This is a genomic window from Pseudomonas sp. Fl5BN2 (assembly GCF_009908205.1).
In the GTDB taxonomy this organism is placed as follows: domain Bacteria; phylum Pseudomonadota; class Gammaproteobacteria; order Pseudomonadales; family Pseudomonadaceae; genus Aquipseudomonas.
Genome location: NZ_JAAARL010000013.1, coordinates 148,374 through 165,838 on the forward strand (window position 1 = coordinate 148,374; position 17,465 = coordinate 165,838).

At 61.5% G+C, this 17,465-nt stretch carries 20 protein-coding genes and 1 pseudogene; 7 read left to right on the forward strand and 14 right to left on the reverse strand.

The window, feature by feature from the left end; translation table 11 throughout:
- Positions 1-6 precede the first annotated feature (6 nt).
- Positions 7-1,017: an Ldh family oxidoreductase gene (locus GV819_RS19440; protein WP_161757666.1), complete on the reverse strand. Its 1,011-nt coding sequence runs from the start codon at positions 1,015-1,017 to the stop codon at positions 7-9.
- Between the two features lie 543 nt (positions 1,018-1,560).
- On the opposite strand from GV819_RS19440, the gene GV819_RS33835 reads away from it, so the two are divergent.
- The gene (locus tag GV819_RS33835; protein ID WP_434738437.1) at positions 1,561-1,845 is read left to right on the forward strand and encodes a hypothetical protein; all 285 of its coding nucleotides are present in this window, start codon (positions 1,561-1,563) and stop codon (positions 1,843-1,845) included.
- A gap of 227 nt (positions 1,846-2,072) precedes the next feature.
- The gene (locus tag GV819_RS19450) at positions 2,073-2,849 is read left to right on the forward strand and encodes an AraC family transcriptional regulator (protein ID WP_161757667.1); all 777 of its coding nucleotides are present in this window, start codon (positions 2,073-2,075) and stop codon (positions 2,847-2,849) included.
- Positions 2,850-2,856: 7 nt separating this feature from the next.
- On the opposite strand, the gene GV819_RS19455 is transcribed toward GV819_RS19450, so the two are convergent.
- Both GV819_RS19455 and GV819_RS19460 read right to left on the reverse strand, forming a co-directional pair.
- Positions 2,857-3,630, reverse strand: a complete 774-nt coding sequence (locus GV819_RS19455; protein ID WP_161757668.1) for a GNAT family N-acetyltransferase — start codon at positions 3,628-3,630, stop codon at positions 2,857-2,859.
- A gap of 276 nt (positions 3,631-3,906) precedes the next feature.
- Positions 3,907-4,983 (reverse strand): type I restriction endonuclease, encoded by a 1,077-nt coding sequence (locus tag GV819_RS19460; protein ID WP_161757669.1) that lies wholly within the window; start codon positions 4,981-4,983, stop codon positions 3,907-3,909.
- Between the two features lie 182 nt (positions 4,984-5,165).
- Between GV819_RS19460 and GV819_RS19465 the strand changes: the two are divergent.
- Positions 5,166-5,450: pseudogene (locus GV819_RS19465) on the forward strand (low affinity iron permease family protein); the annotation flags it as partial.
- Positions 5,451-5,498: 48 nt separating this feature from the next.
- Here the strand turns inward: GV819_RS19465 and GV819_RS19470 are convergent.
- The 7 genes from GV819_RS19470 to yiaY all read right to left on the reverse strand — a co-directional run bounded on the left by GV819_RS19470 (position 5,499) and on the right by yiaY (position 11,729).
- Positions 5,499-6,023: a DUF4142 domain-containing protein gene (locus GV819_RS19470; RefSeq protein ID WP_161757671.1), complete on the reverse strand. Its 525-nt coding sequence runs from the start codon at positions 6,021-6,023 to the stop codon at positions 5,499-5,501.
- 167 nt (positions 6,024-6,190) lie between these two features.
- A complete protein-coding gene (locus GV819_RS19475) occupies positions 6,191-7,552 on the reverse strand; it encodes a diguanylate cyclase domain-containing protein (protein WP_161757672.1) in 1,362 nt (453 codons plus the stop codon).
- Positions 7,553-7,657: 105 nt separating this feature from the next.
- The gene (locus tag GV819_RS19480; RefSeq protein WP_161757673.1) at positions 7,658-8,296 is read right to left on the reverse strand and encodes a LysE family translocator; all 639 of its coding nucleotides are present in this window, start codon (positions 8,294-8,296) and stop codon (positions 7,658-7,660) included.
- A 126-nt stretch (positions 8,297-8,422) separates the two neighbouring features.
- Entirely contained in the window at positions 8,423-8,839 is a 417-nt protein-coding gene (gene fos, locus GV819_RS19485; protein WP_161757674.1) for a fosfomycin resistance glutathione transferase, read from the reverse strand.
- A 12-nt stretch (positions 8,840-8,851) separates the two neighbouring features.
- Positions 8,852-9,574 (reverse strand): hypothetical protein, encoded by a 723-nt coding sequence (locus GV819_RS19490; protein ID WP_161757675.1) that lies wholly within the window; start codon positions 9,572-9,574, stop codon positions 8,852-8,854.
- A gap of 10 nt (positions 9,575-9,584) precedes the next feature.
- Positions 9,585-10,325 carry a hypothetical protein gene (locus tag GV819_RS19495; RefSeq protein ID WP_161757676.1) on the reverse strand — a complete coding sequence of 247 codons (741 nt, stop codon included), beginning with the start codon at positions 10,323-10,325 and terminating at the stop codon, positions 9,585-9,587.
- A gap of 255 nt (positions 10,326-10,580) precedes the next feature.
- Positions 10,581-11,729 carry an L-threonine dehydrogenase gene (yiaY, locus tag GV819_RS19500; protein ID WP_161757677.1) on the reverse strand — a complete coding sequence of 383 codons (1,149 nt, stop codon included), beginning with the start codon at positions 11,727-11,729 and terminating at the stop codon, positions 10,581-10,583.
- A gap of 158 nt (positions 11,730-11,887) precedes the next feature.
- Here yiaY and GV819_RS19505 point away from each other — a divergent pair, with 158 nt between their 5' ends.
- Complete coding sequence (locus tag GV819_RS19505; RefSeq protein WP_161757740.1) at positions 11,888-12,907, forward strand: DUF4917 family protein; 1,020 nt, start codon at positions 11,888-11,890, stop codon at positions 12,905-12,907.
- Between the two features lie 111 nt (positions 12,908-13,018).
- On the opposite strand, the gene GV819_RS19510 is transcribed toward GV819_RS19505, so the two are convergent.
- Complete coding sequence (locus tag GV819_RS19510) at positions 13,019-13,561, reverse strand: helix-turn-helix domain-containing protein (protein WP_161757678.1); 543 nt, start codon at positions 13,559-13,561, stop codon at positions 13,019-13,021.
- Between the two features lie 160 nt (positions 13,562-13,721).
- Here GV819_RS19510 and GV819_RS19515 point away from each other — a divergent pair, with 160 nt between their 5' ends.
- Together GV819_RS19515 and GV819_RS19520 are read left to right on the forward strand one after the other, a co-directional pair.
- Positions 13,722-14,504: an aldolase gene (locus tag GV819_RS19515; protein WP_161757679.1), complete on the forward strand. Its 783-nt coding sequence runs from the start codon at positions 13,722-13,724 to the stop codon at positions 14,502-14,504.
- 32 nt (positions 14,505-14,536) lie between these two features.
- A complete protein-coding gene (locus tag GV819_RS19520) occupies positions 14,537-15,424 on the forward strand; it encodes a dihydrodipicolinate synthase family protein (RefSeq protein WP_161757680.1) in 888 nt (295 codons plus the stop codon).
- 77 nt (positions 15,425-15,501) lie between these two features.
- Here GV819_RS19520 and GV819_RS19525 read toward each other — a convergent pair whose 3' ends face one another.
- Positions 15,502-15,840, reverse strand: coding sequence for a YegP family protein (locus tag GV819_RS19525; RefSeq protein WP_161757681.1), 339 nt, complete (start codon positions 15,838-15,840; stop codon positions 15,502-15,504).
- An 11-nt stretch (positions 15,841-15,851) separates the two neighbouring features.
- Between GV819_RS19525 and GV819_RS19530 the strand changes: the two genes are divergently transcribed.
- Positions 15,852-16,169, forward strand: a complete 318-nt coding sequence (locus tag GV819_RS19530; protein ID WP_161757682.1) for a hypothetical protein — start codon at positions 15,852-15,854, stop codon at positions 16,167-16,169.
- A 41-nt stretch (positions 16,170-16,210) separates the two neighbouring features.
- Here the strand turns inward: GV819_RS19530 and GV819_RS19535 are convergent, their stop codons facing one another.
- Both GV819_RS19535 and GV819_RS19540 read right to left on the reverse strand, forming a co-directional pair.
- Complete coding sequence (locus tag GV819_RS19535; RefSeq protein WP_161757683.1) at positions 16,211-16,744, reverse strand: hypothetical protein; 534 nt, start codon at positions 16,742-16,744, stop codon at positions 16,211-16,213.
- Positions 16,744-17,388 carry a hypothetical protein gene (locus GV819_RS19540; protein WP_161757684.1) on the reverse strand — a complete coding sequence of 215 codons (645 nt, stop codon included), beginning with the start codon at positions 17,386-17,388 and terminating at the stop codon, positions 16,744-16,746. The genes GV819_RS19535 and GV819_RS19540 overlap by 1 nt, the downstream gene beginning before the upstream one ends.
- Positions 17,389-17,465 lie beyond the last annotated feature (77 nt).

Genomic DNA, 17,465 nt, shown 5'->3' on the forward strand with positions numbered 1-17,465 from the left:
CTCCGGCTAGAGCAACCCGCGAATTTCCTCCAGCAACTCCCGGGATATCTGCACCCCGTGCTCCAGGCTCCGCTCCCGCGCTTCAAAACGCCGCTGGGACGGCAGCCGCGCCCCTTGCCGGGCAATGCCCTCGAACAATCTCTCCGCCCGTTGCAGTCCCTCTTGATAGGCCTCCCCGAGGAACACCTTGGGATCGAAGGCCAGCACCAGCTCGCCATGACAAGGCGTGGCCCCGACACCCTCATCGAAGGCCATGGATTCAGCGCTGGTCAGGTCACCGATCAAGGCCCCGGCCAACAACTCGATCATCGCCGCCAGGGCCGAGCCTTTGTGCCCGCCAAAGGTCTGCATCGCCCCTTGCAAGGCCGCCTTGGCGTCGGTGGTGGGCAGCCCCTCTGCATCAATGGCCCAGTGGCTGGGAATCGGCTTGCCCTGGCGCGCATGCAGTTCGATATCACCGCGGGCAATGGCGCTGGTAGCGAAGTCGAAGACAAAAGGGTTGCCCGCCGGTCGTGGCCAGGCAAAGGCCAGGGGGTTGGTGCCGAATACCGGGTGGCGTCCCCCGGCCGGAGCCACCCAACTGTGACTGGGGTTCATCGCCAGGCCCACCAGGCCGGCGGCGGCAATTGCCTCGACCTCTGGCCACAGGGCAGAAAAATGGAAGCAGCGCTTGATCACCATGGCGGCGATCCCCTGGCTGCGCGCCTTCTCCAGCAGGATCGGCAAACCGGTGTGAAAGCCCAGCAAGGAGTAGCCGTAGTGAGCGTCCACTTCGAGCACGCCCGGGGAAATGTGGCGCAGGCTGGGCTCGGCCCGCGGATCGATCTTGCCTTCGCGCACCGAGCGCACGCAGCCCAACAGGCGGTACACACCGTGGGAGTGACACTCGTCACGCTGTCCCTGGGTGATGACATCGGCAATTGCCTGGCTGTGGGCTTCGGACAAGCCGTGCCGGGTAAGGACCTGGAACGAAAGGCTGCGGACTTCGTCCAGTGACAGGGTGATGTATTCAGACATGATGAGACCTTTATGGCTGTTGGGTAACGCTCCTGCGGGAGAGTTTCGGGGGAATGACGGTAAGGTCAGGGAAAGGCGGCTTGGGTACGCTGGCGGCAGCACCCGCTACCCCCTGGAAAAATTGAATATCACGTCGGCGAGGCCTTTCGACGCTTGCAGCACTGCTGCCTGGGCAGTGCGATTGTGCTGTTCCGAAATCGCCTTATAGGCCGACCTTCGGCAGGCTTGGGCGAGTGGCCAAGGCCTTGGCGCGAAAATCTGCGGCGGCCTCTTGGGGCTTGGCCGAGTACACCAAGGGTCGCCTTTTATCCCCGCCGCAGCTTGAGGCTTTTCCCCCATAAAGAGACGAAATCGGCACACTCGCCCGCACGCTTCGCCACCCTGGCTGGAGCCCCTGGTGATCATCTGCCTGGACCAGCAAGCATGGGAAGTGACCAGCGGCCTCAGTGTCGCCGTAGCCATGGCGACCCGCGCACCCTCACCTCCCGCAGCGGTCGCCCGAGAACGCCGCTCTGCGGCAGGGGCATCTACCAGGAATGCCGCATGACCAGCGACGGTCGCCACCAGTTGGCCTGCCATACCCTGTACCGGGTCTTTGTCGCGGACGAATGCACCGGCATCGGCGGCAGCGAGCTGGCCTTGCTCGAAGGCGAGATCGCCGGCTGTGTCGCCAGCGGCCAGCTGGACCGGGCCGCCGCGCTGATCCACTCGCGCCACCACTGGCAGCGCTTTGCCGAGCAACTGCGCGATAGCCTCGAGCTGCAAGCGGAGATTCTCAAACTGGCCCGAACTGATACTCTGCTGTGTCGTTGCGAGGATGTCCCTTAGGCCGCCGTAGCGGCTGCGCCCGACTGGCCAACGGCCAGGTTGCAGAGCCGTCGCGACATGGGTGGCCTGCCAAGGCTGGCGCGCCCCTGATGCTCGACAGCACACCGCAACAGCCTGAAAGCTGACGACCAGCCAGCGCCGGGCTGGCGCACTGGGCCCGGCCCCGGAAACACAACTGCCAACTGTTTCGACACTGATCCATCCCCCAGCCCCACAGAGAGGCGACGATGATCGATAGCGCACAGCTCCACCGCTTGCCCGGGGCCATCGCCGCCCACGCTCCCCGGGACATCAACAGCCTGCTGGCCAACATAGCTCCACTCACACCGCTGCTGGACTGCATCCCCAACGCCGTGTTCTTCATCAAGGACCTGCAGGCACGCTACCTGATTGCCAACCTGACCCTGGCCCAGCGCTGTGGTTTCAAGAGCATCCGGCCGCTGCTGGGCAAGACCTCCGCCGAAGTCTTCCCGGCGGTGCTCGGCCCGGTCTACACCGAGCAGGATCAGCGCGTGCTATGCCAGGGCATCACCATCAAGGGCCAATTGGAGCTGCACCTGTACGGCAGTCGCGAACCCGGCTGGTGCCTGACCCACAAATTGCCATTGCACGGACGTGACGGGCAGATCATCGGCATGGCCGGTATCTCCCTCGACCTGCAGGCCCCCCAGGACACCCATCCGGCCTATGAACGCCTGGCGGCGGTGGACCAGCACATCCGCGAGCACTACAGCGAAGCGATTCGCCTGGAGGACCTGACCCGCATCGCCAACCTGTCCACCGCCCAACTGGAGCGCTACTGCAAGCGGATCTTCCACCTGACGCCCCGGCAGATGATCCACAAGGCGCGCCTGGAACAGGCCTCGCGCTTGCTGGTGACCGACGAGCCGATCACCGAAGTGGCACTGCAATGCGGCTATACCGACCACAGCGCCTTCAGCCGGCAGTTCAAGGCACTGACCGGACTCAGCCCGCGCCAGTTCCGCCAGAACGCCACACGCTAGCGGCGCATCATTGCTGGCAAAAAGTGCGGTAGTCGAACAGGCGATTGAAGCCGGCCTTGCGGTAGATCGACAGGCCATCGAAGGAAGCTTCGAGCACACAGGTTCTCGCGCCCTGCGCCTGGGCGAACCTCAACACCGAATGGATCAGCGCCGTGGCATAGCCGCGCCCCTGGCACTCCTGCAGAGTGCCGATGTCATCCAGTCGCGCCACTCCCGGCCCCAGGGACAAGGTCAGGGCACTCACCGGACGCTGCTCCACATACAGGGTGAAATGGCGCAAGGCCCTGCCGGCCAGCAACGCCGCCCGATGCCGCGCCAGGTACTGCTCGATCGCCGCACCTTGCGACTCGAATGCGCTTGCCACGGGCTGCGCCCAATCCTCCAGGCGCTCGTCGGTGCAACGGATATCCGCCAGTTGCAGCGGCAGTTCCCGGGGCTCATAGGTCGCCAGATCGAGGACCATGCAAGTGGTCTTGTCCGCCGGCAACAGTTGCTGCTGTTGCAACTGCTCGCACACCTGCGGCACTTGGGTGTCTGGCACCACCACACAGAACGGCATGCCGGTGCGCTGCACAAAGGCCACGCCTGCGGCCAACTGCAGCGCACTGTCGGTGCTGTAGCCCTTCATCATCAACAGATTCAGGCTACTGGCCTCGACCCCAGTGCAATAGGCACTGAGTTCGGCACCAAAACGTCGATAGAACTGGGAGATGGACACGAAGAAATAATCTTCTGCCTGGTGATACAGATCGATCACCGCAGCATTGGCTGAATCCGTCACCTGCAGCCTCCTTGAGCCTCGCGGCGCCCCATGCGCCACCCGACCCGGGTCACGTTAAGCTCGGAGCCCCCAGGGTTCCAGCCGCTTGCTGTTTTATTCTGCGAAGAAGTGTTTTCAGGTGTAAGCGCGGTGGCTCGCCGCAACGGGCGAAAGCCTTGAACACGCGACTTGATGGTTGGAATGGAGTAGCTGCCATTGTGGCGGCGACTCCACCCAGGAGGAGTGTGTTTCTCGTCGCAGTGGCGGCGATAGCGCTTTTCGCTACCACTGGATCGTCTATTCGTAATAACCCACGGTCTTCTTCAAGTGGTCCGAATACTCGTAGATCTCGTCGACAGAACTGATCGGGTGACGAGTCTCGACTTTATCCTGATCAAAAATACCGATGTATTTCTGCGCTCGATTGAAATGCAAACGGCAAATGGGCTTGCGATTGTTGTCATCGAGCAATATGCCGAAGTAGCTCTGGGTGTCGCGTTGAACAATACGCTTGGCATCAACCATCGAACGAACCACCGCCCGTACGATGTGATACCCCTCGAGTTCCTCCAACGTCGTGAAGATCTTCTCATCCGAGCGATCGGCCTCCAGCGCATCATTGATCGGCTCTGAATGCATAGGAGTGACCATCTGGTTGGCACCACTCATTGCCGACTTGAGACGGTCATTGATCTGGTCATTGAGAAACTGTCCGATGGCTTTGCGCGTCAACTCATAAAACTGCTCCCGGACCTTCTGCGTGATCACACCGTCATAAACCCGCGACGCAAAGACCTTAACAAAATCGTCATCAGGCTTGCTGACCTGGGAGGCAATGACTTTCTTGATCTGACTGACATACTTCAACTCCCCTGCCGCACTGAGAATCGAATCAACGTCGAAGGCCGACTTGGTCAGCTTGACCAATTCAGGTACGGAGTACTCGTCGATATCCAGCAGATCAAGTTCCAGGAAAGGTTTCTCATCCATCTTGTTCGGTGCATCCAGGTCAGTGAAGAACTTGTAGACCTGACCATTGGTGAGGATGGAAATACGTGCACTGGTGACATGAAAGTAACGAAACAACTGAGAGGCATGATTGATATGCAAGGGCTCACCGATCTTCTTGCACTCAATCAGCATCTGTACCTCACCATCCTTGATGATCGCGTAATCAATCTTTTCGCCCTTCTTGGTCCCGACATCGCAGACGAATTCGGGGGTCACTTCCATGGGGTCGAACACGTCATACCCTAGAACCGTGCTGATAAAGGGCATGACGAACGCATTTTTCGTTGCCTCTTCAGTTTGAATAGCCACGCCTTGCAAACGCAACTTGGCTGCAAGACTGGTTAACTTTTCGAGAAATTCCATGGGAGACCTCTGACTGATTCCGATCCGTGAATTAGCGTGCTGGCACTTTGAACGCCATTGATACTAGCCACAAACCGTCACAAAGAAAGACGCCCCATCAACTCCTGCACACGTCTCCATCCGATTGCTGGAGGCAAACGAAGAAATCAAGGTTGCATCAATAGCCGTCAGAACCCCCAAGGCAACTGATCATCAACACGTCCACCACCATCATCACCTTCCTGATGGTGTTCCTGATCCAGAACAGCCAGAACCGCGTCACTGACGTCCTGCACATCAAGATCGACGAGTTGCTGCGGGCCACCCAGGATACTCACAACGCGACACTCAGCCTGGATGGGCAGGACCTCATGCAGCTGGAAAAACTGTGCAGCGAGTACCGTGCGATCGGTCAAGGCAGCAACGCTTCGGGTCCGTCGGCTTGGGCCCGCGAGCACTCGCTCAAGACCAACCTCAATCAATGTTGAAGCGTTCACACACAGCACCGCGCGCCCAAGGGCAAAGCCTGCGGCGACTCAACCGTCCTGGCGCGCGGGCTGGCGGCCGGCCTGCAGGGCCCTGGCTATCTGCAGGTGGTTTTCCAGCTTGGGCAGGGTTTCCTCGGCAAAGGCCTTGAGCTCCGGTACCTCGCTGGCTTGTGCCTGCTCCTGGATCTGCCGGATCGCCTCTTCGGTGGCCTGGACCTGGCTCGCGGCGTAGGCACGGTCGAAATCCTCGCCCTCGGGCACTGGCGGTATCAGGCGCTTGGCCTGGTCCATCATCTGCTCCCGGGACGCCACTGGCAGGTCCAGTTGCCGGGCGATTTTCGCCAGGTGTTGATTGGCCGTGGTGCGATCATTGATCACCTGGATGGCGTATTCCTTGACCGCCCTGGATGAGGTCTGCCGGTGCGCCAGCCGGCTGGCTTCGATATCGGCCATGCCCTTGGCCGAGGCATCGTCGATAAAAGCGCTGGGGGACTGGGCCAGGGCGCTGGTCGCACCAAGCCCCAGCAGCAGCGCCAGGCCGGCGCTGCGCATGACAGTGGCCATGGTGTTCATGATGTGGCTCTCCTGTTGCAAATGAATCCGGCGGGAGCCACAGCCCCCGCCTGCATTGGGAAAAGCCAGAACGACAAAGGTTTAGAAAAAACTCGCCCGAACGACGAACGGCGAGTGAAAAAAACGCCCGAAGCGGGCCTCACAACATCCGCACAAGCACTGTCCGCTCAAGCTCTGGAACGGCTTTTATGCGCTCGCTTGACTGCGTACATCGCCTCATCGGCATGCTTGAACAGCTGTTTTTCTTCCAGGCCATGCTCGGGGTACAAGCCAATGCCGATGCTCGACAAAATGCTCAACGAATGGCCGTCCAGGCGTAGCGGTTCGTTCAAGGCGCGACGGATCTTGTCCGCCACTCGCTGGGCATCTTCGGAGTGCTGCACGTTCTCCAGCAGGATCACGAACTCATCGCCGCCGATGCGGGCCACGGTGTCGGTTTCTCGCACGCAGCCCTTGAGGCGGTTGGCCACTGCCTGCAACAGCATGTCGCCCACTGCATGCCCGCAGGTGTCGTTGACCTCCTTGAACTTGTCCAGGTCGACATACAGCAAGGCCATGCGCCCCGACTCGCGCCGGGCCCGGGCCAGGGCCAGGGCCAGGGCCGACTTGAGCCGCTCGCGCAGCAGTTCGCGGTTGGGCAGATGAGTCAGTTGGTCGTACTCGGCCATGTAGTGCAGCCGGGCGTGCAGTTGCTTGCGTTCGATGGCCGCGGCCAGTTGCGCGCTGACGTACTGCAACAGCTCCTGGTCCTGCTCGCCGTAGCCTTCGGTGCCGGGCGCGCTCTTGACCATCAGCACGCCGATGGTGCCCTTCTGCGCATTCAACGGCACCCCCAACCAGCAGCGCGGGCCCTGGATAGCCGCAAACTCGCGCCAAAGGGACAGGGTCAGTGGGCATTCCGGCGCCAGTAACAAGGGTTGGCCACGCAAGAGTACCTGGGCGCAAAAACGCCCGATCAGGGTCCCGGGCAGTTCCGGGCTGCGTTCACAGTCATCGACGTGGTAGGGAAAACTCAAGCTCTCGGCGCGCTCGTCATATAGCGCCAGGGAACAATTGAGCGCCGGCAACCACTCGCCGATGATCCGATGCACGTGCTTGAACAGCACCAGCAGATCCTCCGTGGCATGGGCCGCCTCGGAGATCGCATACAGCGCCGCCTGTTTCGATTCCGCTTGCTTGCGCTCGGTAATGTCCCGGGCCACGGCGATGCGCAGTTGGTCCACTTCCGACCAGCGCGCCGACCAGAGGATGTGCGCCACGCGCCCGTCCTTGCGCAGGTAGCGGTTCTCGAAATTGGGCTTGGGCACGCCGCCCATGATTTCCCGGGCGGCCTGCAGGGTGCGCTCGCGGTCGGCCGGGTGCACCAGCTCGATCATCGAGCGGCCGATCAGTTCATCGGCGGTATAACCGAAGATCCGCTCGCAGGCAGCGCTGACAAATACAAAGCGACCCTCGACATCCACCGCGCACACGGCGTCCAGGAGCAGATCGATGAAGCTGGCCAGAGGCTCGGAGTTGTTGGTTGCCATCAGAGAAAGCTACTACCCATGAAAAATGCACTGAGTACCCATCCCTTGAGCCTGGTCAGCCGGTGGTGCCCACCGACTGCACGCCGTCGCAATCCGCGAGCGGCGTTATGCCTTGTTGCCGATCAATCCCGGCACCGCGTGCAACAGGGCATTGATCGCAAAACCGATGAACATCACACCGCAGACCCGGGTGATCGCCAGTTCGTGACGCTGATACCAACCGCGAACCTGACGTGCCCCGACAATGCCGATGAGAATAGCGTATGCACCGAGTCCGCCGAGGAAGCTCAGGGCAATCAGACCAGGGAGCATCGACCAGGTGAGCAGCTCGGCACGGCTGGACAGCAGCGCAGTGAAGGTTGCCACCGCCACCGGATAAGCCTTGGGGTTGGTCAGGCCGAAGACAATCCCATGCCAGAACGGATTGCGCGCCGGCCCTTGGGGCGCATCGCCATTGCTACCACGGCTGCGGATCGCCCGCAGCCCCAGCCAGAACAGGTACAGGCCACTGAGCACGCCCAGGATGTTGAACGCATCACTGCCGATTTCCCGGGCGCCGACGATGGCGATCAGCGCGGTGCTGCACCAGAGCACATCCCCGAGCATATGCCCGCAGAGAAACCCGGCGCCGGCCTGTCGTCCACGGGAGGCGCCGATGCCGAACACCGCCAGCACCCCAGGTCCGGGGGTAATCGCGTAAATGAAACCCGAGGCGATAACGGCTAGCAACAGCGATGAGGTCATCAGCAAGACTCCAGAACGATGCACCTCACGGGAACGCCAGGCACAGGATCAACCTCGCGGATTCTGCACGATCAAGGCCCCTTGCCACCAGCGGCTTTCGTCAGCTGAAAAGCGCGACGCACAGCGTCAATCGTCTGGGTAGAAGCGCATTCCCGGGTAAGGAAGCTGGCGACAGGCTAGTAATCGCGAGGCCAAATCACCGACATGGGCCTCGAGTTGATGCCCGTCGGGGTCGAGGAAATAGAACGAGGCGCCTTCGCTGCGATTGTCGCGCCACTCCCGGACTCCCGCGTCGCGCAGGCGCTGGACGAAAGGGGCAAAATCGGCAGCGACGAGGCTGAAGGCATAATGGGTGTAGTCGGCTGCCGCCGACACATCCCGCTGCGGATCCAGGGACAGGCACAGCCACAAGCCAGGCAAGGACAGGTAGGCGCCGGCGTCCCAACTGGCTTCCAGGCGCAACTGCAACAGTGAGTGATAGAACCCCAGGCTGCGCGGCAAGTCACTGACCGCCAGGGTCAGGTGATTAAGGCCGGTGAGCATGCTTCACACTCCTTACGGGGACTTGGCCAGCGGGTAGCGCCGGCCATCATAGTGCAGGGTCACCACACCGAGCTTGGGCGGCAGGTCGCGACTCTCACAGCCATCCCGGCCCTGGAAATGATCGACTCCGAGCTCCCGGCTGCGGACAATCAGGTCGGCATAACCGTGGCGCTGGCGAGTACCGACCTCCAGGGTCCGATGCACGGTCCGGGAATGCCCCCCGCACTGGCCGTCCCAGCCGAACTCGCCAGAACTTTCATCCATCACCAGCCCCTCCAGCAGCGGCAGGATTTCCTTGCCATCGCGCTGGTACAAGGTCAGCACGCTCTTCTCATAGGGAATGGCGCTGGAGCCGTGGTGGTAAAGGACTCGCAGGCCAAAGGCCCGCACCTCTTCATTCAACCTGTAGCGTGCAGTGTCGATCTCCATCCCCTGCAGGGCCACGGCATCGGAAAACAGTGCCGATTCCTGGTAATTGCTGGCCACGGCCAGGCCTGGGTCGTCATACAGCAGCGCCACATCCAGGCTGTAGCTACGTGTATCGTCACTGTCATTCCCGGGCATCGGGATCGCCCGAGCACTGATGCTCATCCCCGGCTCCGCTGGCCAGGATTTACAAACGTGAAGCTCCCCGGGAATATCCACGCTGCTGTCACACTCCGCCTGCACTGCCGTAGCGACACCCAGCAAAGCGCACAGCAGCAGTGCATGGCCCCCTTGTTCAAATGACTTCATCAAGGCGCCTTCAGATACCGCTGAAACCATTGGGCAGCACATACCGCTGGCCGTCGTAATGCAGAGTCGTGAATACCGGTTTGGCGGTCACGGAACGGGACTGGCATTGCTCGCCCTGGCCTTCGCTGCGGGTGTCGATGCTCACCGAACGCACGATCAGGTCGGCATAGCCGTGGCTGCGGGTCTTGGCGATATCCAGGGTGCGGGTGGTTTCGCTGCGCTCCCCGGCGCACTGGCCATCCCACTCGCCACTGTAGGAATACGCCAGGAACTTCTCCATCACCGGACGCAACTGGCTGCCTTCGCGCACGTAGAGGCTGAGCCACACCTCATTCAGCGGATTGACCCGCGAGGAACCCTGGAAGGAGGCCCTGACCCCGAACGCCCGCACCTGCGGCGCCAACTGGAAGCGCCCGGTATCGAGCGTCACACTCTCCAGGCGGAACGCATCGGAGACAAAGGCCCGGGCCTGCTGATAGGAAGCCAGCGTCTGCCCGGTCGTGCGGTTCAACACTGCCAGTTGCAGGTTGTAGGTACCTTCTGCGAAGGCTACGGGGCTGCCAGAGTCCGGCGTCAGTTCGGACAGCAAGCTGATGCTCTGGTCGGCAAAGGCCGGCCAGTCCTTGCACAGGGAAAAGCCCGGCACGTCCGCGTTACGCGGGGGCGGCAGGCATTGGCCGAGGGCCGAGGCAGTGCCCAGCAGCAGCGCAAGGCTGCCCAGAGCGGCAATCAGCGAGGATGGACGGATCATTCACGGTTCCTTGTGACAGACAGGTGCGGCGTCATTCAAGGCCGCACTATCCTCCCCTACGCAAGGGCTTTCAACGCCGGCAGTCCTAGCCGGAATGGGCCTTGGTTGGGAACACCCCCCAGCCAGACGAATGGCCTGTCCTGCGCCACGGTGTTGCGAATGTTCCACTCTTGCCGCCTGCCCCCAGAAAACGCTTGAGCCATTTAACCTTGGAGCTGATTTGCCAGCGAAGGCAGCCCAGCCCCCCTGCCCTTTTTAGAACGCGTTGCGAAAGATCTCCTCGATCTGCCGCTGCTCCGCCGGACGCGGGTTGGTCAGGCCGCAGGCATCTTTCAGGGCATTGGCCGCGAGCAGCGGAATGTCCTGCAGCTTGGCGCCCAGTTCACGCAAACCGCCAGGAATTTCCACATCGCGGGCCAACGTGCGAATCGCGGCAATCGCGGACTGGGCGCCCTCTTCCGGGCTGAAACCACGAATGTCTGCTCCCAGGGCGTGGGCCACATCGGTCAGGCGCTCGGCGCAGACACTGGCATTGAAGCTCTGCACATGGGGCAGCAGCACCGCGTTGCACACACCATGGGGCAGGTCGTAGAAACCGCCCAGTTGGTGGGCCATGGCATGCACGAATCCCAGGGAAGCGTTGTTGAAGGCCATGCCGGCAAGGAACTGCGCATAGGCCATGTTCTCCCGCGCCAGCAAGTCGCTGCCATCGTGCACGGCCTGGCGCAGGTTGCTGCTGATCATACTGATGGCCTTCAACGCGCAGGCGTCAGTGATCGGGTTCGCCGCGGTGGAGACATAAGCCTCGACGGCGTGGGTCAGGGCATCCATGCCGGTAGCGGCCGTCAGGGCCTTGGGCATTGCCACCATCAGCGCCGGGTCGTTGACCGACAGCAGCGGCGTGACGTTGCGGTCGACGATGGCCATTTTCACGTGGCGCGACTCGTCGGTGATGATGCAGAAGCGGGTCATCTCACTGGCGGTACCGGCAGTGGTGTTGATGGCGACCAGCGGCAGTTGCGGCTTGGCCGACTGGTCGACCCCTTCGTAATCACGAATGTGCCCGCCGTTGGTCGCGCACAGGGCAATGCCCTTGGCGCAGTCGTGAGGCGAGCCACCCCCCAGGGAGATGACGAAGTCACACCGGTGCTCTTGCAACTGCACCAGCCCCTGTTCGACGTTGGCGATGCTCGGATTGGGCTTGGCGCCGTCGAAGATCACCGAGTCGATGTCCTGCATGGCCAGCTTCTCGGCGATCATGCTGGCCACTCCAGCCTTGGCCAGACCGGCATCGGTGACGATCAGCGCCTTGCGAAAAGCATAATTGCGAATGGCGCTCATGGCCTCGTCAAGACAGTCAGTGCCCATGATGTTGACGGCCGGAATAAAAAAGGTGCTGCTCATGAGGAGGTCTCCAGGCGAATGCCGATTGCACGGTGTCGATTCAATGTTTGTGAAACAGGATCGACCGATCGGTCACTGGCGATCTTGATCTGGCTCAAGGGTCGGTCGTGATAAAGTCGGCGCCCTGAATACCTTCTGCCTTGAGACCGATGACCGCGATGATGGATTTCCAGGAATTTGACGCCGAACTTGAAGACTGGAACGCCCTGGGCGCAAGCATTCCATTCACCGGCCTGTTGATCGGCAATGGCGCCAGCCGCGCCGTGTGGGAAGACTTTGCCTACGACTCGCTGTTCGAAAATGCTCGCACAGTGGAAGAAAAACCCCTCAGCCAATCCGAGCTCAGCGTGTTCGAGGCCTTGCAGACCCGCAGCTTCGAACAGGTGCTCGGCGCCCTGAAAACCACTAGCCGGGTCAACAAGGCCCTGGCGGTCAGTTCGGCGGCACCGCGCAATCGCTACTACGCGATCAAGGAAGCGCTGATCAACACCGTGCACGCGGTGCACATCCCTTGGCGCCTGGTGCAGGAGCCAAGCCTGGTAGCGATCAACCAGGAACTGCGGCGCTATCCCACGGTATTCACCAGCAACTACGACCTGCTCAACTACTGGGCGGTGCAACAGGATGCAGAAGGCCTCAGCGACCTGTTCCAGGGCGCTGACCCGACCTTCGAACTGAGCGCCGACAACACCGTGCAAACGCGCATTCTCTATCTGCACGGAGGCCTGCACCTGGTGCGCAACCTGGACGGCAGCGCGCGCAAGCTGACCTCCACCGAAGGCACCCTGCTGGGCAGCTTCGCCATCAACAACACCCTCAAGACCCTGGACGACGTGCCGCTATTCGTCAGCGAAGGGCCATTGGCGGACAAACTCAAGACCATCCGCAGCTCGGATTACCTGTCGTTCTGCTACCAGCAACTGTTGGACCACAGCGGTGCCTTGTGCATCTTCGGGCACAACCTCGGGCCCCAGGACAACCACCTGGTCCAGGCGATCCGCCAGTCGGCGGCGAAGACCCTGGCGATCTCCATTTTTCCGCGCAGCGCGGCGTTCATCCAGCACCAGAAGCGCCACTACAGCAAGCTGTTCGAAGGACTGGACCTGAGCCTGCGTTTCTTCAATGCCAAGACCCACGCCCTGGGCAACCCGGCCCTGTCAGTCCCCGTGGAACACTGATCAGCCCCGCAGATCTCACGACTGGCGTAGGAGCTGGCTTGCCAGCGAAGGCGGCCGCAGAAGCAACACAAGACTCCACCGCCGGCTGGCTCCTACAGCAGATGAATGCCTTCAGTCCTCGCTGCTGTGCACCACCACTAGCAACTGCGCCTGCTGATCCCCCAGGGAACGAATGCGGTGGGGTTTCTGTGCATTGAAATGCAGCGCGTCGCCCCGGTTGAGAATCACCCGTTCGTTGACAAAATCCACTTCCACCTGGCCTTCATGGACAAACAGGAACTCCTCCCCCAGGTGCTCCTTGAAGGTCTTGTCACTGAACTCCCTGGCCGGGTAGATGATGAACGGCAGCAGGTTGCGCTCGCTGACCTGGTGGGCCAGCACCGCATAACCCGGAGTCTGGTCGTTGGCCGCCAGTGACTGGCGCTCGTCGCTGCGCACCAGGCTGTAGCCATCGAGGTTGATGCTGTCCTCGGCGAACAATTCCTCGACCTTGACGTTCAGAGCCTTGGCCAGCTTCAAGGCCGCGGCAATCGACGGGGTGTTCAACCCACGCTCGACTTTCGACAGGTAACTCTTGGTCATCCCGGATTTTTCGGCCAGGGCCTCCAGGGTCACGCCCAGTTTTTTTCTCAGTAATTTCAAACGGATAGACATGTAGAGCGGTTAATCCATCTAGAAAGAAACGATTGGCGCTTGCCAATGACACAATGTGTCATATAGCCTCTTTAGTGTCATCAGCGTTCACCCAACGACCTCGCAAGCAGCAGGTGAGCCGCAGACCCGACGTCCATTGCACCTCTCAAAGGACCCCGATATGGCCAAGACATTAGCATTGCCCAAAGACCAACTGGTCAAGCAAGCCCTGACCCAGATGCACAATACCCTGGCGGATAATACGTGGACCGACCGGCAAAAGCTGGCCTTGACCTGCCGCATTCTGTTCGAGAACGGTCATGACTCCGGCCTCGCCGGGCAGATCACCGCCCGCGGCCCGCAGCCCGGCACCTATTACACCCAGCAACTGGGCCTGGGTTTCGATGAAATCAGCGCCAGCAACCTGCTGCTGGTCAACGAGGACCTGGAAGTCCTGGAAGGCCACGGCATGCCCAACCCGGCCAACCGCTTCCACAGCTGGGTGTACCGCGCCCGGCCGGACGTGAACTGCATCATCCATACCCACCCGACCCACGTCGCCGCATTGTCGATGCTCGAAGTGCCGCTGACGATCTCGCACATGGACCTCTGCCCATTGTATGAGGACTGCGCCTTTCTCGAAGCCTGGCCGGGGGTGCCGGTGGGCAACGAAGAAGGTGAAATCATCGCCGCGGCCCTGGGCGACAAGCGCGCGATCCTGCTCTCCCACCACGGCCAGCTGTCCACCGGGGCGAGCATCGAGGAAGCCTGCGTGATCGCCCAACTGATCGAGCGCGCGGCCAAGCTGCAACTGTTGGCCATGGCCGCCGGCAGCATCAAGCCGATCCTCCCCGAGCTGGGCCGCGAAGCCCACGACTGGATCTCCAAGCCCAAGCGCCACGGCGCCGCCTTCAACTACTACGCTCGGCAAAACCTCAAACAACACGCCGACTGCCTGAACTGATCTCCCCTCTTATGCCTTGCAGGAGTTACCCCATGTCCACACCCAAGATCCACGGCATCATCGGCTACACCGTCACTCCGTTCAGCAGTCACGGCGAAGGCCTGGACCTGGACGCCCTCGGGCGCTCCATCGACCGCATGATCGACGCCGGCGTCCACGCCATCGCGCCGCTGGGCAGCACCGGCGAAGGCGCCTACCTGAGCGACGCCGAATGGGATCAGGTCAGCGAATTCAGCATCCGCCACGTCGCCCGGCGCGTGCCGACCATCGTCAGCGTTTCCGACCTGACCACCGCCAAGGCCATCCGCCGCGCCCGTTTCGCCGAGGCCAAGGGCGCCGATGTGGTGATGGTGCTGCCCGCCTCCTACTGGAAACTCAGCGAAGCCGAGATCCTCGCCCACTACCAGGCCATCGGCGCCAGCATCGGCGTGCCGATCATGCTCTACAACAACCCGGCCACCAGCGGCACCGACATGTCGGTGGAGTTGATCCTGAAGATTTTCCACAGCGTGGAGAACGTCACCCTGGTCAAGGAAAGCACGGGGGATATCCAGCGCATGCACAAGCTGCAGCAACTGGGCGAAGGCCAGGTGCCGTTCTACAACGGCTGCAACCCCCTGGCCCTGGAAGCGTTCGCCGCCGGCGCCAGCGGCTGGTGCACAGCTGCGGCGAACCTGATTCCACAGCTCAATATCGACCTCTACCAAGCAGTCCTGGCCAACGATCTGCAGCGTGCCCGGGCACTCTTCTACCAGCAGTTGCCACTGCTGGACTTCATCCTCAAGGGCGGTTTGCCAGCCACGGTCAAGGCGGGGCTGGCACTCACCGGGCTGGCCACCGGCGAACCGCGCCGGCCGGTGTTCCCCCTGGCGGAGGCCGGGCGCGAGCAACTGCAGAAGCTGTTACAGACACTGAGTTGATCCCCTGCTGAAAGCACCAAGCCCGAACGCTGTACGCCGTTTGGGCTTGGTGCTTTCGCCGGCCTGCGGAGCAACACCTAGAGCGACGTCAGGTCCTTGATGTTATGGGTCGGACCATTAGCCTTGACGCTGGCAATGCCCTTCTCCCGGGCCGCGTCCGCCGAATAGGTTTCGCTGCTACCGATGATCTGGTGATTGGCCGCCTTCAGGTTGAAATAGGGCTTGCCATCCTTGGCGCTCTTGCGCTCGTAGCGCTCCTCCAGAGGACTATTGGCCTGCACCGAGGCAATCCCGTTCTCTGCCGCAACGCGCGTGGTGTATAGCTCACTGGTGAGAATGATCTCGGCATTGGCCGCCTTGAGCACGAAGCGGAACTGACCATTGCTGCTTTTCTTCAACTCATACCATCCGGACATGTTGTTGCTCCTTGGGTGATCGATGGGCGTTGCGCTTTGAGAGTAAAGACCGTTACGGCGATTCAGCCATTGCCCCGGTGACTGGAAAAAAGATATTTCACCCGGGCCTGCTTCAGGTGTTCACGCAGGCGGCGTCTGAGGATGCGGCCAACAGCCGGCGCGATCCCCGGGAAGATTTTCAACTGCCCGGCATGGCCAGCGGCATGGGGAAGTCATTCCTTGAGCCCGGGATAAAAGTCCTTGGACTGATACCGGCCGGACGCAGCCAACTGCACGCCCAGATCCATTCCTGGGTTGAATCCAGAGCACAAAAAAGCCCGGGCGGATAACCTCGCCCAGGCTTTGAAATAGAGCATTTTTCAGCCGTCGATCAGCGGGTGTTCGACGCCACTGGGGCCTTGGGCTTGAAGATCGGGTCCCGGAGCATCTGCGCGATAAAGTCATCGGTGATGCGCTGCACATGCTGGTATTGGCCGCCATCGAGATTGACCCAGCCGCGCCATGAGCGGGTGTGGTTGCTCACCAGGTACTTGGCCACTGGCTGCTCGCCACGGCTGACATGGAAGATCACCCGGCTGTCCCAGGTGGCCGGGGCCGGCACGATAAACAAGGTCAGCGCACTGAGCAGCCCCAGGGGAATATTCTGCCAGCCAAAATAATCACTGTTAGCCACCACGATCACGTTGTAGCCGTCGGCACTGTAGCCATCCAACACCTGCTCGAAGGTGCCACGGCGGCGCAACTCATTGCGGATCAGCCCCCCGGGGATGGGCCCGATCACACTGACCTTGATCGCTGGCAACGACTGCTGATAATCCACCTCGGCCGGTTTCAGGCTATGGCTGGTCTGGCAACCGCCGAGCCCCAGCATCAGGACCATCAGCAACAAGAGTCTGGTACGCATTACAGGTCTCCCGAAAGCATGGCTTTGAGCATCGAAGCCTTGGGTCCCTGCTCCTTGACGATCAACGCGGTGGTCTCTTCCATTTTCTCCAGATCGACCCGCTGCAGGTTCGGCACCTGCGGGTATTTGGCACGGACCAGGGCGGCGTCGCGCTCCAGGTGATCACTGTGCAGGAAGATGCACTTGGCCCCAGACGCCGACAGGCAGCCGGCACGGAAATCGCCAAGGTAATAAGCCTTGCCGGCTTCCAGTTCCAGGGGAATGGAGAAGTCTTCACGACTCCAGGAAGTGGCATTGCCGCGGTCGAAATGCAGGTTGTAGATCTCGTAGCGCCCAGGTTTGAGCGGCATCACGAACAGGCTGCCGATGCCGTGCCAAGTCTCACGCACATCACGCGGGGTGCGGGCATAGAACTGGTTGTACAAGCGCGCCGAGGCGAACCCGTCGCCACCCCGTGGACGAATCAGCAGCATCTGCTCGTCGGCGGTGTGCACCGCCTGCGGCCAGATACCCACCACACCCACTACATAGGCCACTCCCGACTGCGGGTCAGGGCTCATGCTGTCGGAGATTTTCGTGGCGGGCAGGCTATAGCAACCGCTCAGGGCCAGCAGCGCGGCGAGTATTACGAGAGGACGAATCATGAGGTCGCAGGTCCCTTGGACGATGATCAGTAACGTCAACCAGGGTGTCAGGCATCCCCACCTCCCTGTGACGGGCG

What these genes read in the sequence shown, in the direction of transcription:
- GV819_RS19520 (WP_161757680.1), top strand. Translation starts at nt 14,537, where the DNA reads ATGTCCACACCCAAGATCCACGGCATCATCGGCTACACCGTCACTCCG.
- GV819_RS19470 (WP_161757671.1), bottom strand. Translation starts at nt 6,023, where the DNA reads ATGAACACCATGGCCACTGTCATGCGCAGCGCCGGCCTGGCGCTGCTG.
- GV819_RS19490 (WP_161757675.1), bottom strand. Translation starts at nt 9,574, where the DNA reads ATGAAGTCATTTGAACAAGGGGGCCATGCACTGCTGCTGTGCGCTTTG.
- GV819_RS19480 (WP_161757673.1), bottom strand. Translation starts at nt 8,296, where the DNA reads ATGACCTCATCGCTGTTGCTAGCCGTTATCGCCTCGGGTTTCATTTAC.
- GV819_RS19460 (WP_161757669.1), bottom strand. Translation starts at nt 4,983, where the DNA reads ATGGAATTTCTCGAAAAGTTAACCAGTCTTGCAGCCAAGTTGCGTTTG.
- GV819_RS19450 (WP_161757667.1), top strand. Translation starts at nt 2,073, where the DNA reads ATGATCGATAGCGCACAGCTCCACCGCTTGCCCGGGGCCATCGCCGCC.
- GV819_RS19495 (WP_161757676.1), bottom strand. Translation starts at nt 10,325, where the DNA reads ATGATCCGTCCATCCTCGCTGATTGCCGCTCTGGGCAGCCTTGCGCTG.
- GV819_RS19505 (WP_161757740.1), top strand. Translation starts at nt 11,888, where the DNA reads ATGATGGATTTCCAGGAATTTGACGCCGAACTTGAAGACTGGAACGCC.
- GV819_RS19515 (WP_161757679.1), top strand. Translation starts at nt 13,722, where the DNA reads ATGGCCAAGACATTAGCATTGCCCAAAGACCAACTGGTCAAGCAAGCC.
- GV819_RS19510 (WP_161757678.1), bottom strand. Translation starts at nt 13,561, where the DNA reads ATGTCTATCCGTTTGAAATTACTGAGAAAAAAACTGGGCGTGACCCTG.
- GV819_RS19525 (WP_161757681.1), bottom strand. Translation starts at nt 15,840, where the DNA reads ATGTCCGGATGGTATGAGTTGAAGAAAAGCAGCAATGGTCAGTTCCGC.
- GV819_RS19440 (WP_161757666.1), bottom strand. Translation starts at nt 1,017, where the DNA reads ATGTCTGAATACATCACCCTGTCACTGGACGAAGTCCGCAGCCTTTCG.
- fos (WP_161757674.1), bottom strand. Translation starts at nt 8,839, where the DNA reads ATGCTCACCGGCCTTAATCACCTGACCCTGGCGGTCAGTGACTTGCCG.
- GV819_RS19535 (WP_161757683.1), bottom strand. Translation starts at nt 16,744, where the DNA reads ATGCGTACCAGACTCTTGTTGCTGATGGTCCTGATGCTGGGGCTCGGC.
- yiaY (WP_161757677.1), bottom strand. Translation starts at nt 11,729, where the DNA reads ATGAGCAGCACCTTTTTTATTCCGGCCGTCAACATCATGGGCACTGAC.
- GV819_RS33835 (WP_434738437.1), top strand. Translation starts at nt 1,561, where the DNA reads ATGACCAGCGACGGTCGCCACCAGTTGGCCTGCCATACCCTGTACCGG.
- GV819_RS19540 (WP_161757684.1), bottom strand. Translation starts at nt 17,388, where the DNA reads ATGATTCGTCCTCTCGTAATACTCGCCGCGCTGCTGGCCCTGAGCGGT.
- GV819_RS19475 (WP_161757672.1), bottom strand. Translation starts at nt 7,552, where the DNA reads ATGGCAACCAACAACTCCGAGCCTCTGGCCAGCTTCATCGATCTGCTC.